The following is a 15,171-nucleotide window of genomic DNA, read 5'->3' as shown; positions in this document are numbered from 1 at the left end:
TGCTAATTAGAAAATTATAGTAATTGTGTGAAGCATTGATTTAGTGTAGTTTTACTGTAATAATTCTAAAAAAACTTTAATAAATATAGTTATCTTTTTATACATTGAAATATATCCATTAAACTTCTTTTACTATCATTAATATTATACACATTATAATATATATAATCAACTTTATCCCTAAATAAGGCCACTAAGCTATAAAAATTATAGCTAAAAGCCTAAAAAAATAACAAACCAAGGTGCTATGTATATTTTTTTTGCTTCCATATAGATAATATGGTGCAAAATAGACTAGCATATTGGCTTGTTATTTTTTTTTTGAATATCACTTATATATTATAATAAACAGCTTTTTCTTTATACTTGCTTAAATTAATTAAATTTTCTCTTGTTGGTTCTTCTGCTTCATAGTATTTTATTATTTCAAAAATAGCTAGATAAAACCCTTTCTTAACACTTCTTTTTAATTCTCTTATTCCTTTTTCTATCTCCATAGTATTTTCTCTTTCTTTTCCAGCATTAAATATTTTTATAGATTTTAAATAGAACTCCTTTCCTATTTGCAGTGGGCATTCATAAATTTCATCATATTTTATTCCATTATTATTTTTATATAAATAATATTCTATATTATACTTTGCTTCACTACAGCCACTTTCTATTGCTTGAAGATAGTAAGTTATAGCTTTAGTTTTACCCTTTATATATATTCCACTCTCAACTAATTCCCCTAGAAATTTAAGAGTTTGCCCTTCATCTAATTCCATTGTTTCTGCTATAATTTCCTCTGCCTTTTCAATGTCTACTTCTGTTCCTATCCCTTCCATATAATAGTAAGCCATTCTCAAATTACCTTCTACTATATTAGCTTCTCTCAAAAGCTTTACCCCTTCAAAAGCTCTTTTATAATCAGCCTCTATTCCTATTCCTTTTTCATATATTTCAATTATACTGGAAATTGCTTCACTATTAAATTTTTCCGCTGCTTTTTTATACCATTTTATTGCTTCATAAGTATTTGGCTTAACATAGATTCCATGCTTATACCAATTAGCAATTTTAATTATTGCTTTTTCACAGCCCTTTTCTGCAGCAATTTTAAAATATTTAAAAGCATCTTCATTATTTTTTTTCATGCCTATTCCATAAGCATTAACTAGACCATAATAATAAATTCCGTCTTCTAAATCTCCATCCATAGCTTTTTTTATATATTTCAAAAGTTCCTTTTCATCTACTTTCTTATCATTTAAAACTTCTATTAATAATTCACTTGCTAAAGCTTCTGCTGCATATATTGACCCTAATTTATAAGCTTCTTTTAAATATTCCATAGCCTTTTCTTTAGAACTATTTAAACTGGCAACTCCCATTACATATAAAGAATGAGGTTCCTTTCCTTTAGATGCTATTTCCATATATTCTAAAGATTTTTTAACATCTCTTTCAACTAAATCTCCATTATAGTACATAACACCTAGCTTTTGAGTTGCTCTAACATCATTTTTTTCATGACCTTTTTTATAATAATTAATAGCCGTTTTATACTTACCCTCTTCTTCATATATTTTTCCAAGCTTATAATATAATTCTGTATTTCCAAGGTCTATGCTGTCTTTATATAACTTAAAAGCCTTTTTTTTATCTTCATCAACATAGAATCCAGAGTAATACATATCCCCTAATCTTTCTAGTGCTTTTTCATTTTGGTTTTTAGCCGCTTTTGATAGATACTTATATGCCTTTTTATAGTTTAATTCTACATAAGCACCTTCAAAATAAGATTCACCTAGCACATAAAACGAATCTTCAAAGCCATTTTCTGCAGCCTCTTCTAACCAATAATAAGCTTTAAAAATACTCTCTTCACAACCATCTCCCATTTTATATAAATATGATAATGCATGTTGAGCTGCTGCAAATCCATTTTCTGCTGATTTCTTATACCAATTAAAAGAATACTCATAGTTTTGATTTATTCCTTCACCATTAAAATATATACAACCCATTGAATATTGAGCAAATGCATTTTCTTTAATAGCTGCTTTTTTATACCAATACATAGCTTTCTCTATATCTAATTCTCCCCCAAGTCCTTTTTCATAGAAAAGACCTAAATACACTTCTCCATATTCATTTCCTAAGGTAGCAGCTTTTTGAAAATATTTTCTTGCCTTATAAACGTCCTTATCTATTCCCCTTCCAAAATAATAATTTTCCCCTATATTAACAAGTTCCGCTAATTCATAATCATCTATTCCCTCATCTATTTCTTCATCTATTTCATAGTTTTGTTTTTCGTTAGTATTTTCAATATCATCATCTTGCTCTTCTCTATTAAATTTATCTTTTTTATAATTTTGCAGTTCTCTACTAAATATCACCTTTTCCTTTAAATTAAGCTTACTAATGAACAAAGAATAATTTTCCTCACCATAATTTATAACAAGCCATACAGCAACCTCATATATTTTAGTGAAATCCTCATTTGAGATATGCTTATTTGAATCCCCTTCACTAAGCTCCTTTGGTTGATTTATAAAAAAATTCATCTCTTCTTCAAAAGTCTTAAGTATACTTATAATTTCAGTAGGAACTATCTTTTTATTCTCTAGCTCCTTAATGCTTTCCCCTATTAAAGCATCTTTACTTAAAATCATTTTATTACTTTTATAGATTATTTCTATTATATCTTTAAGTAGTTTTAAAATACTTTTGCATATTACTTCTAAATCCGTCTCTTCCTCAATTTCTATAATTGCATTGTATAAATCCTTATATTCTAGTCTTAAAAAATTATAGTCTAATTTATACGTCATTCTTCCCCCGCTGAGTTTAATTTTAATACTACTATATTTTATTATAAAAACCTAAATGCTAGAACTAAAAAAATATCCTAGGGAAGAATATTATATCGTAATAATGATAATGATAATAATGTTTAAATATAATTAAAATTAGGATGTGATACTTTGAATTATATAATTGAATTAGTTAATAATTATGGATATATAATTTTATTTTGTTCTTTAGTCCTTGAGTTGATTGCACTTCCTCTACCTGGAGAGCTTCTAATGACTTATTGTGGTTTTCTTGTTTATGAGTCTAAAATGAATTTAACTATTAGTATTCTTGTAGCTACCTCTGGTGTAATATTAGGCGTTACAATATCTTATTTTGTCGGTACTAAATTAGGATCAGAATTTTTCAAAAAATATGGTTCCTATATTCACCTTGGACCAGATAAATTTGAAAAAACCTCAGCATGGTTTGAATCCTATGGTAATAAATTATTGATATTAGCTTATTTTATCCCTGGAGTTAGACATATTACTGGATATTTTTCAGGAATAACTAAAATATCCTATAAAAAATTTGCTTTTCCCGCATATATAGGAGCTTTTATATGGACTGCTACTTTTATTTCCTTAGGTAATTTTCTTGGACCAAATTGGGTTGAATTTCATAGTTATATAAAAAAATATATTATTATTGGCAGTTTAATTATTGCTTTCATTTTTATAATTTTTTATGCTTATAAGCGTCATAAAACTCAAATGATAGAACTTATTCATAAAACGCTTTATAGAACTATTATTGCATTTCATTCTTTAGGCAAAATACGTATTGCAATAGCTATGATAACAGTTGCTTTCTTTGGTTTTTTCGCTCTTATTATTGGTGTAACACAAGATTATTTAGCACACGAATTTGAGCAATTTGATACTATTGTATCATCTTTAGTAAAAGCTATTTTCACTAAAGAATGGTCTTATTGGATGGGTTTATTTAGAATGCTAACTTCCATTAAAATATTAATACCCTTAACTCTTATCATGTGTATATGGATTATTATAAAGAACATAGATCCATTTCTTGAAATTCGTTTTTTGCTTATAGTAATCTGCGGTGGTGAAATTATTCAGTTTATATTAAGAAATATTTATAGACGTTTGGGACCACCTTTACTTGGAAGTGTTCAATATACTTTTCCAAGTAATCAATCCTTAATATCAATTGTTGCATTTGGTTTTTTTGCTTTTATTCTACTACGCCATACAAAAAGAACTTGGATTGGAACTCCTATCATATTTGCGACTTTACTTATCTGCATACTATCAGGATTAAATCCTCTATTTTTTCAGACTGAATATCCAAGTGATGTTTATGCAGGATATATTTTTGGAGGAGTATGGTTGACTATAAATATAATCTTATTAGAAATATATCGTATAATGCCTAAAATACAAATGCAAATACAATCACACAATATAAAAAGCTATTAAATTATCAAGCCTAATGTAATAGTTAATATCTTTCTTAAAAACTTAATAAATAGTTGATTAGCATAAATTATATGCAAAAAAACAAGTCAATACACATTATCACTTGACTTGTTTTTTTATTTTACTTAATTAAGGCACTCATATCGCTTTTACTCATTGCTATATCCAATTAGGTAATTTAAACAACTTAATTAGATTAGGTAATATTATTATAAAATTTATATTTTGTTTCTTTTGAATACTTTTTATTTTTCACTAATGTTGAGTCCTTTATAAACATTCCGTTACTTTCTATTGGAGGTTCTTGTGTTTCTAGACAAATTACGCCTCTAACCTTTAGCATTTCTCCTGTCGTTAATTGTTTATTTCCTGGGTAATTAGTTGTATATATTACAACTGATGAATTATTTGTCTCTACTTTTAATCCTCTACCACTTTCTCTGTCTTCTAGAACTATATATCCTTTGTTATCATTAAATATAAAAGGATAATCATATCCATTTCTAAGTTCTAATTGCCTGTCACTGGCATTAATATCTTTTCCTATTTCTTTCTTACCTCTAAAATCAAAATCTGTATTTTCGCAACTTATAGCTTTTCCTGTTATAGCCCCTGTTTCATCTATTTCTAAATATTTTTCTGCATTACCAGGGTAACCCTCTTCCCCATCTTCACTATAATATTTAAGCTCTAATCTACACTCATTATTAGAAGTAATTTTTTACTTTCCAATTTTTTTATCAAACCCTTCTTTTCCACCATGACCACTGTTTGGGTTATAGTTTTGGAATAACTAATCACATTCTAATCTGTTTTTTCCACTATCTAATCCACCTTAATTTAGGTATTTTATAAATCTAATTTTAGATTCTTCATTATTTTTAAATAATCCTGAATCCTTAAGTACTTCTGCGAATTTATTACCTATTTCTTTTTTCAAGATCTCCTCAGTAGCATCATTATTAATTATTCCATATTTATTTATAAGCTCTTCTATCCAGACCTTATGTTTAAATAGTTCATCATTAGGCTGTATAGATTCTAAATTTTTGTTTCCTACTAATACTTCCTTAATTTCTTCCATTTCAATTTTTAATCTTGATGGAAGAACAGCGAGTCCCATAACTTCAATTAATCCTATATTTTCTCTTTTAATATGATGTAGCTCTTTATGTGGATGGAATATTCCCTCTGGATATTCTTCTGTAGTTCTATTATTTCTAAGAACTAAATCTAACTCAAATAGTTTATCTCTTTTTCTACAAATAGGAGTTATTGTGTTATGAGGTTCCTTACCTGTAAATGCTATTACATCTATTTCTTTATCTTCATATAGCTTAAATTTTTCTAATATAAAGCTAGCACAGGAAACTAATTCTTTTTTATTTTCACTTTTTATTCTTACAACAGACATAGGCCAACTTAAAATACATGCCTTCACTCCAGTAAATCTATTAATATCAAACTCTACTTCTTCTTTAGCATTACTCATTGCAAATGGATAATTACCACCTTGAAAATGATCATGAGATAATATCGACCCACCAACTATAGGTAAATCTGCATTAGATCCTATAAAATAATGTGGGAAATCTGATACAAAGTCTACTAACCTCTTAAAGGTATCTCCTGTTATTTTCATAGGCTCATGTTCACCTTTAAACACTATACAATGCTCATTGTAGTAAACATATGGAGAATACTGCATAAACCATTTTTCACTATTTAATCTAAGAGGAATTACTCTATGATGACCTCTCCCTGGATGATTAACTCTTCCCGAGTACCCTTCATTTTCCTTGCAAAGTAAACAACTTGGATAATTAGATAATTTTATATTTTTGCTTTGCATAATAGCCTTTGGGTTCTTTTCTGGTTTAGATAAATTTATAGTAATATCTAATTCCCCATAGCTTGTATTATGTTTCCACTTTAAATCCTTCTTTACATCATTAGTTCTTATATAATTAGAGTATTTACTTAAGTTATAAAAATATTCTGTAGCTTTGGTAGGCTCCATTAAATACTTTTCATTAAACTTCTTAATAATATTTGATGGTCTATCTACTATGCATGCCATTATCTTACTTTGGAATAACTCATTTAAAACAATTGATCCCTCTTCTATAATATTTTTATCAATTGCCCATTTAGTCATTTCTTCTAATATAATATGAAGCTTTTCATCATAAACTTCACCATTACATTCATAAGATTCTAAGGATAAAAAATCTAATATTCTATTTCTAGTAAAAATTTCATCATCTTTTTCAATTAATTCCTTACTAATACTATATTTAAGCAACTTATCTATTTCTAAAAATATATTAACCATACGTCCCCTCCAATATTATATTTCTCTAATTATATTCCTGTTACTTTATAATCATCCCTTAAGGGAACATTAGAAGCGTTAATTAATTTACCAAATACTTCTAAATAACCTTTTAATTCATTAATCATTTTATCCACCCTCTTCGTAAATGTTTACTTAAAACTTTATACTTGTAATTTTAGTAATTTCTTTACTATTTGTCAATAATTTTAGTAAATATTTTATATTTTATTCAATAATATTTACTAAATATATAATAAAGAAACAGGCAACCAACATTTCACTTACTTTTCACCTTTTTCTCAAGCCACAGTTCACATTTAGGGGCAAAAAAATAACAAGTCAAATACTATGACTTGTTATTTTTTAAAGATCAACTACAGCAACTTTTTCTTATTTTCAAAACAGTATCTATAATAACTTTTTTTCTATATTCCCTTTCACAATTAAAGTTTTCCATCAATAAATCAACTGCGGCTTCCCCCATATATTCAGTATATACTTTACTAGTTGTCAATGATGGAACTAAATATTTCGAAGATGGAATATCATTAAAGGAAATCACACTAACATCTTCTGGAATAGACATCCCTTCTTTAGAAAGAGCATTATATGCTCCCACCGCCATAGTATCACTTCCGAGTAAAAAGGCAGTTGGTAATTCTTCTGAATTTTTAATAATATCTCTCATTAAATCGTGTCCATCTTTAATTGAAAAGCTACCAATCCTAACATATTCTTCATTATATATTCCTCTATTTATCATATACTCCTTAAAAGCCACTTCTCTTGGATCCACCTTGCTAGGCTCACCATTTCTGTAAAATTCTTCGCCACCAATATATCCTATTTTTTCATGGCCAAGGCTTATTAAGTAGTCTAAACTTTCATTAACTGCCTTTCTAAAATCAACAACTACTGAATCATATTTATTATGTTCTGGAGATGAATCTACAAAAATTAAATTATCAGTTAGTTTGCTTAAGCCACAAATTTCTTCATCACCGAACTTACCTATAGCTATTATTCCATCAAGAATATCTATTGACTCTAAACTCTTATACTCATGAATTCTCACTATATTTATAAAATCTAAAATCAACTTTTTTTCTACAGCAAGTTTTATAGTTACATAGTAAGGATCTTCACATTCTTGAGACTGAGTTTGCCATTGTACAATCCCTATATTTTTAATTTTACTTTTCTTTCTATTTCTAACAGATACATAATCTAACTCCTTAGCCACCTCAAATATCCGTACTTTAGTTTCATCTAAAACATTTAAAGTATCATCATAATTTAAAATTCTAGATACTGTAGAAGCTGAAACTCCTACAATGCTTGCAATATCTTTTATAGTAGCCATATTTTTCTCCTTAAATAATATTCTTTGTAGGTATATTTAAAATATCTATTCAGTGTTTAAGGCTATTTTTTTAATACCTTAATATAAATAATACTATTAATATATTAAAAAAGTCAATTATTTTAGTAAACTTTTACTAAAATAATATCTAAATATATTTTCGTAAAATTTTTCTAATAAAGCTATGTTTTTATTTACTTATTTTTTCATAAATATTTTTTTATTGAACTATAGGTAATTATTTACTTAATTATTCTTATGTGATATGCTTAGATTACTCAACGGGAACCGACCAAGTCGGGAGTATTAAAAAAATGGACAACTAGTGCTGCTAACACTAGTTGTCTTTTTTGTCCATAAGAAGTTGCTACTTTGAAAACATTAAAAATAATTTTCATTTGGATCCTTTCATTAATTTTTATAATTATATTCTCTATAGTCTTTTTTATATTGCTAAGCTTTGTTCAATCAAAGTTATTTTTACCTGAAGATTATATACTATGGATTTTCAAATTCCCTATTTCTAGATTAATCTTTATTTATGAACTATATATTATAATTGCACTTCTTTATTTTGTTAATAAGAATTATAGAGAACTTTTATTTATCCTTATTAATTTTTCAAAAGACTTTATCAAAAATTATAAAACCGCTATTATCTTTACCTTTGTAATATTTAATATAATTCTAACATACGCTATTCTCTTTAATGTTACTGTTATAACCAATAATAAAATAATAGACTATACATTTTTATCACCAACTGGAAAAGAATATGAATATAATGATATTGTAAAAATTTATACAGGAGTATACGGCAAAAAACGATATTTACCTTTTACACATTCAAAAGGCGATTTTTATTACATAATAGAATTAAAAGATGGCACTAAAATTGATTTAAATGAGGTAGGGTCTACTGCTAATGATATTGACTACCGCTTTATCCTTGAGAATCTTGATAAAGAATATGTAAACATGGATATTCCAAAAGTATCAAGCATAGATAACTTTGAATACTGCACTGAACATTTAGATAAAATTTATACTGATAAAATACGAAATATATTGCTAAATACTAAATGATAAGATTACTAAATATCAAAAACAAAATACAATTTATGTTAAAAACAGTATATAATTGTATTAAATTATTCGTTATATAGTAATTATAAGTAAAGGAGATGATAATATGTTCTTGGCATCTATATGGGGCCTTATAAATATTATTTTGATTTTATCTGTTTCAGTCTTAGGGTTATATGTATTAATACTTCTAATCAAAGCTTTAAAAATTTACATTAAAAACAACTCCTAATATTAACAAGTAACACTCTGTTAATATTCCGATTAAAAAAATAAAATTATCTTTAAAATCAATATTATATTAATTATCAAAAAAGAATTGACAAAAGTATCCTCATAGTGTAAATTTACACTATAAGGATACTTTTACTTATATATATTTATAAGTAAATGATAATTAAAGGGTGGAATTTTTATGACAAGAAATGAATTTATAAAAAAAGTTGACGAAAAAGTTAAACTTATAAGAATTGAAAAAGGATATACACAAAACAAAATGGCAGAGATACTTGCAATATCAAAAAAAACATTAATACAAGTTGAAAAAGAAAGATGTAGTTTAGGTTGGGCAGTTGCTATTGCAGTATGTGTTATCTTTAAGGATAGTGAAATATTAGAATTAACTTTTGGAGGTGATATAGAGGACATAATAAGATCTTTGGTATTTGAAAATGATGATACTAAATACACTCCAACACTTGGAGGAAAGATTTGGTGGAAGGATATTCAGGCTAAAAATTGTTATACAATTCAACAAAATGTAATATCAAATCATTATAGAATTTTAGATAGTAATAATCGAAGAGTGAGTTATTCCTTTGAATTGGAATATATAAACAAAAGATTTAATGAACTTTCTGATTAAAGATACAGAAAAAATATAATTCAAGGAGGGGTTTATATGAAAAATGATAAAATTATTTATGGTGCTATATCAGTAATATTAATCTATTGTGGGGTTATAGCATTAAGGCATCCTATGTCATGGACACTGGCGACAATAGCAATATTACCTTTAGTATACATTGGTAGTAGAGAAATAGGTGATTTGAAAACAAGGTTAATGGTAACTAAAATACTATCAATTATATATGGAATTATTTCAATATCTATGTTTGCATTAGGTATTGTAGTTGGATTGGATAATGGTACTATATGGATTGCATTGAAAAATTTAATGCACAATATTCATACTCCGAATTAATAAAAATAAATAGCATATTTAAATATTGCATTATTCATAAATGAATTTGCGATATTTTTTTATTCTCATTTTCTTACTCTACCTTTCTGTAAATTTCTATTAGTCTCTATATCCAAATACTATAAAATAAGTATAGAAAATTTTTTTTTCCTTTAGCCCACATTTCTGTCATTGTACATCCTTATATATTTAGTTGTTCCATATATCCAAACTCCCAATTCCTACAGCTGCTACTCTTGCATAAATTAGCATCTACATTAAAACCTGTTACAAAAACTCTAAGTCTTCTGAATCCTCTAAAATTTCATTGACCGCTTTTAATATTTCTTCCTTAACCTCTTTTGAATAACTCTTATTCTAACCTATAATGTAAATTTAACAATACAATATAAGTAAAATATGTTATATTATTAATTAACAAGATTATTTAAATTAATAATATTTAGTCAAAATAAGGAGGATTTATCATGGATAAACCAAGTAATATTAGCATCAAAAAATATGGTATAGGAACTTCGGCTTTGATAATTTCTATATTTTCTATGATGTTTTCATTCACTTATATCGCAGGGAAATATATAGGTGATCACATCTTAAGTATACTAGGAATATCCTTACCAATTAAGATTATTTCAATAATTCTATTTTTTATAGCAGTATTTATAGGACATAAATATAAGAATGATTATCTAGCTAAAACTGGAAGAAATTTATCTATTGCTTGTATATTTATGATATCAATTCTAACTTTAACATGTACACAATTTTAATATTTTATATAATAAGTTACCATAAAATAATTTAACTAAGTCATGTCCAAATAAATAAAATACCTATAGGTAAACACTTTTTTAAGTGTATAACCTATAGGTATTAATTTACTTGTAATAAGTAATCAGTTTTAGTTATTTGTTCTATCTAATAAAAGTTTTTCTATAACTTTTTCATCTGTTGCATTTTCTAGTTCTTCCTTAAAATCATCATCCATTATACTTACTGCTAACATTTGAAGTATTTTTAAGTGTTCATTTCCATTCCCTTCTGGCACAGCTATTAAAAATACCATGTGAACTGGCTCATCATCTAAGCTTTCCCATTCTATTCCTTTTAAACTTTTCCCTACTACTACTGTTGGTTTTTTAACCCAAGATGATTTTGCATGAGGTATAGCCACACCATCCCCTATTCCGGTTGTTGACATTGCTTCTCTAGTTTTAACGTCTTCTACGTATTTATCTACATCTACAAGTCTTTCTTCCATTAGGTTTGCTAGGTGCTTTATTGTAGCGAACTTTTCAGTTGTTACTACGTTTAAATCTACATATTTTACATCAAATAATTTATCGTTCATTCCAATCAACCTCTTTCAAATCTATTTTTTATATTGTCTCTTTATTTTTTTAAATATTATTATTTTACTTGTTCTTTTCTAAATCTTAATCCCTTTAAGTAGTTAACCATTATTGCACTTACCATTGATCCAACGGCTATTGCTATTAAGAACATTATTACTCCATCAATTCCACCCATTAATGCAACTATTGGTCCACCATGTGGAACTCTATCTGCAACATTACCTGCCATTGCAATGTTAGCACCAACTATTGATCCTACCATTAATGAAGGTATAACTCTTATAGGATCTACTGAAGCAAATGGGATTGCACCTTCAGTTATTCCACAAAGACCCATTGCAAATGCTGCTTTTCCTGCATCTATTTCATCTTCACTATAATACTTCTTTCTTAAGAATGTTGCAATCCCCATTCCGATTGGAGGTATTGCTATTGCTGCTGCTATCGGTCCCATTATTTCTGGGTTACCTTGAGTTATCATTGAAACACCAAATAAGAATGCAACTTTATTTACTGGTCCGCCCATATCAAATGCAATCATTGCACCTAATATAGTAGCAAGAACTATTGAACTTGTTCCTGATAATCCTGCTAAGAATGATGTTAATCCCTCAAACACTGCTGTTATCGGTCCACCTAGAACATATATAAACGCAAGTCCAGTTACAAGTGTTGATATTATTGGTATTATTATTATTGGCATTATTGGTTTAATTAAACTTGGTACTTTAATATCTTTTAAGAATTTAGCTATATAACCAGCTAAGAAACCTGTTACTATTCCACCTAAGAACCCAGCATTTGCTTGTGATCCATAGAAAGATCCGTTTGCTGCTATATATCCACCAATCATCCCCGGCACAAGACCTGGTCTATCAGCTATTGAGTAAGCTATGAACCCAGAAAGCACTGGTACCATAAATCCAAATCCAGCTCCTCCAATCATTTCAATCTTCTTCCAGAATGAGCCATCTGGTATTACAAGACCTTTAGCAGTTGGTTCTCCTCCAAAAGCTAATGCAAGTGCTATTAATAACCCTGCAACAACTACAACTGGAATCATGTAAGAAACTCCACCCATTAAATGCTTGTAGAATGCTGGTTGTTTTAACTTCATTTCTTTTTTTGCTTCAGTAACACTTTTAAGTTTCTTTGAATCTTTCTTTTCTACTTTTCCATCTAAGAACATTTGAATTAATACATCCGGTTCCTTTATTGCTCTACTAACTGGACATTCAAATATTGCCAGTCCTTGAAATCTATCTAAGTTAACAGATTTATCTGCTGCTATTATTATCCCATCAGCTTCTTTTATATCCTCTTCTGTTATAACATTTTCAGCACCTGATGATCCTTGAGTTTCAACCTTAATTTCTACTCCCATTTTGCCTGCCATTTTATTTAATTTTTGTGCTGCTATATAAGTGTGTGCAATCCCTACTGGACATGATGTTATTGCTAATAATTTCATTATTATTTCCCCCTTGTTTAGACATCTTCAAAATGTTATTTTTTGAGGTGTCTTACATTAAAATTTATATATTATTTTTTTAAAATCTTCAAAATCACTACTTTTTATAATCTCTAAAACAACATCTAATTCTATAATACTTTTATATAATTGTTCTAAATTTGATTTCCATTCATGTTGGTCTTCTTTTGCTATACATATAATTAAAACCACTTGTACCTTTTCTTTATGCCACGTAATCCCTTTTTTAAGTATAGCTACTGATATAAATGATTCCTTCAAATCCTTATGACTTGTATGAGGTATGGCTACTAGATTTCCAATTTCAGTACTAGCTAGCTTTTCTCTTGAAAAAATTTCTTTCTTCACAGCCTTAGTTATATATTTTTTATCTATTAACTCCTCTGTAAGCTTTTCTAACAATTCTTCTCTTGTAGATGCTTCTACATCTTTAAAAAACAGTTCCTTTTTCAACTTACTAACAAGTCCATTTTCTTTATAGTTATTATTTTTCAAATTTTCCTCTATTTTTTTAATTTCATCCTTATCTAATAGGTTTTTAACATATATAACCTTTTCAGATTCTGCCTTTAAAGGAATTGTAGTTATTATAAAATCAACACTTTGTAATAATACCTCATTAAATTCATACCATGAAATTGTATCTACTATAGTTAATCTTCCTTTAAAATGTTGCTCAAGTTTTACCTTAAGTAATAATGATGTTCCAATTCCTGTAGTACAAACTATGATTACTTTTTTTACCGTTCCTATTTCCTCTTGTTTTATCCTCTCAATCGAAGCTGCAAAATGTAAAGATAAGAATCCTATATCATCTTCACTTAAATCAAGTCCATATTCTCTTTTAATGATATTATTTGATAAAACTCCTATTTCAAAAGCAAATGGATAATTATTTTTTATAATCCCTAGCATACTATTTTCCATTTTCACACCGTACTTCGCTCTATTTATAGCAGCTTTTAAATGAGCCCCCAAAAATTCCCTTAGTACTTTATCTGAGGTTAAATCCACATTAAAGTTTTCTTTAACAGCTATTAAAATTGTTTCTGTTAATTTGCTGTTTTCCTCATCTATATCAGTTCCAATTGAGCTACTTGCAATTATATGTTTAGTTACATAACAAACTTCTGTTTCATTTATTTCTACATTTAATTTTTTCATAAGATCACTACATATACTTTTTGCTATATCCATTTTCGATTCTTTTTTTAAATCATTAGTCATAGCTTCTGTATAAATTAAATTGTTACCACTCTTGTTTCTAACTAACATTACTGCTACATATGACCTTAAGTCTTTAAGCGCTATATCAGATAATCTTAATTTAAACTTTACAATATTATCTTTTATAATTTCCTCTAATTCGGATAAATTTTTAAGTCCTAAAGAATCTTTTAATATTTCTTCAAACTTTTCTAAGAATATTTTATTTGAAAAATTTAATTTTTCAGTTATACAACATCTTAAAGAATCTTCCTTGCCAGTAACTTTAATTCCCTTATTAGCATGTTTTTCAATATCTAATGTAACATTTGATCCTCTGCCCTTAGGCTGTAAATTTGTTTTTGCAAGTTTAATATCATTTTTTAAGGTTGATAAACTTATGAATAATTCATCTGCTAAATCTATTTGAGTAATTGCATCTATATTTTTTATTTCATTTAGTAGAAGCCTCATAATTATATATTCTGCTCTACCTTCTGCCGTAAGATTTATATAGTTATCTTTTTTCTTTTCATCACTATATATATCTTTAAATTTTTCCATATCGGTAATTTCTAATATATATCCTTTTCCTTTTTCGGATAAAATAACAGCACCATGATTTTTAAAAATATTATTTAATTCTTTTATATCACTCCTTATAGTTCTTGATGAAACACCTACTGTAGTACACAATTGATCTCCTGTAACTACCTTACTGCTTTCCGATAATATTTTTATTATTTTCTGAAGCCTTAAATCATTTATCATTTCCATCACCTTGACTTTATTATAGATTTTTTGAAAACCTATTCATAGTTCTATTATTTCCTCTATC

The 15,171-nt window shown here is 27.4% G+C and carries 12 protein-coding genes; 5 read left to right on the top strand and 7 right to left on the bottom strand.

Annotation, left to right across the window (positions count from 1 at the left end; translation table 11 throughout):
• Window positions 1-332: 332 nt before the first annotated feature.
• Window positions 333-2,822 (bottom strand): SEL1-like repeat protein, encoded by a 2,490-nt coding sequence (locus J1C67_RS08940; protein WP_167867541.1) that lies wholly within the window; start codon window positions 2,820-2,822, stop codon window positions 333-335.
• A gap of 153 nt (window positions 2,823-2,975) precedes the next feature.
• On the opposite strand from J1C67_RS08940, the gene J1C67_RS08935 reads away from it, so the two are divergent.
• Window positions 2,976-4,289 (top strand): VTT domain-containing protein, encoded by a 1,314-nt coding sequence (locus tag J1C67_RS08935; RefSeq protein WP_167867542.1) that lies wholly within the window; start codon window positions 2,976-2,978, stop codon window positions 4,287-4,289.
• A 196-nt stretch (window positions 4,290-4,485) separates the two neighbouring features.
• On the opposite strand, the gene J1C67_RS08930 is transcribed toward J1C67_RS08935, so the two are convergent.
• From J1C67_RS08930 to J1C67_RS08920, 3 genes are all read right to left on the bottom strand, one after another.
• Window positions 4,486-5,007, bottom strand: a complete 522-nt coding sequence (locus tag J1C67_RS08930) for an aldose epimerase family protein (RefSeq protein ID WP_167867561.1) — start codon at window positions 5,005-5,007, stop codon at window positions 4,486-4,488.
• Between the two features lie 117 nt (window positions 5,008-5,124).
• Window positions 5,125-6,624, bottom strand: a complete 1,500-nt coding sequence (locus J1C67_RS08925) for a UDP-glucose--hexose-1-phosphate uridylyltransferase (protein ID WP_167867543.1) — start codon at window positions 6,622-6,624, stop codon at window positions 5,125-5,127.
• A gap of 373 nt (window positions 6,625-6,997) precedes the next feature.
• The gene (locus J1C67_RS08920) at window positions 6,998-7,990 is read right to left on the bottom strand and encodes a LacI family DNA-binding transcriptional regulator (protein ID WP_167867544.1); all 993 of its coding nucleotides are present in this window, start codon (window positions 7,988-7,990) and stop codon (window positions 6,998-7,000) included.
• A gap of 372 nt (window positions 7,991-8,362) precedes the next feature.
• Here J1C67_RS08920 and J1C67_RS08915 point away from each other — a divergent pair, with 372 nt between their 5' ends.
• From J1C67_RS08915 to J1C67_RS08900, 4 genes are all read left to right on the top strand, one after another.
• Complete coding sequence (locus tag J1C67_RS08915; protein WP_167867545.1) at window positions 8,363-9,076, top strand: hypothetical protein; 714 nt, start codon at window positions 8,363-8,365, stop codon at window positions 9,074-9,076.
• A gap of 415 nt (window positions 9,077-9,491) precedes the next feature.
• Window positions 9,492-9,941, top strand: a complete 450-nt coding sequence (locus J1C67_RS08910; RefSeq protein WP_167867546.1) for a helix-turn-helix transcriptional regulator — start codon at window positions 9,492-9,494, stop codon at window positions 9,939-9,941.
• Between the two features lie 36 nt (window positions 9,942-9,977).
• Window positions 9,978-10,280, top strand: a complete 303-nt coding sequence (locus tag J1C67_RS08905) for a hypothetical protein (protein WP_167867547.1) — start codon at window positions 9,978-9,980, stop codon at window positions 10,278-10,280.
• Window positions 10,281-10,747: 467 nt separating this feature from the next.
• A complete protein-coding gene (locus J1C67_RS08900) occupies window positions 10,748-11,050 on the top strand; it encodes a hypothetical protein (protein WP_167867548.1) in 303 nt (100 codons plus the stop codon).
• Window positions 11,051-11,181: 131 nt separating this feature from the next.
• Here the strand turns inward: J1C67_RS08900 and J1C67_RS08895 are convergent, their stop codons facing one another.
• From J1C67_RS08895 to J1C67_RS08885, 3 genes are read right to left on the bottom strand one after another with little or no spacing between them, the layout of a single operon-like run.
• Window positions 11,182-11,631 carry a PTS sugar transporter subunit IIA gene (locus J1C67_RS08895; protein WP_167867549.1) on the bottom strand — a complete coding sequence of 150 codons (450 nt, stop codon included), beginning with the start codon at window positions 11,629-11,631 and terminating at the stop codon, window positions 11,182-11,184.
• Between the two features lie 59 nt (window positions 11,632-11,690).
• Window positions 11,691-13,106, bottom strand: a complete 1,416-nt coding sequence (locus J1C67_RS08890; RefSeq protein WP_167867550.1) for a PTS fructose transporter subunit IIC — start codon at window positions 13,104-13,106, stop codon at window positions 11,691-11,693.
• A 57-nt stretch (window positions 13,107-13,163) separates the two neighbouring features.
• Entirely contained in the window at window positions 13,164-15,104 is a 1,941-nt protein-coding gene (locus J1C67_RS08885; RefSeq protein WP_167867551.1) for a BglG family transcription antiterminator, read from the bottom strand.
• Window positions 15,105-15,171: the final 67 nt, after the last annotated feature.

Source organism: Clostridium gasigenes, assembly GCF_017348895.1.
In the GTDB taxonomy this organism is placed as follows: Bacteria; Bacillota; Clostridia; order Clostridiales; family Clostridiaceae; genus Clostridium; species Clostridium gasigenes.
This window is presented reverse-complemented; position numbering and strand designations above follow the sequence as displayed.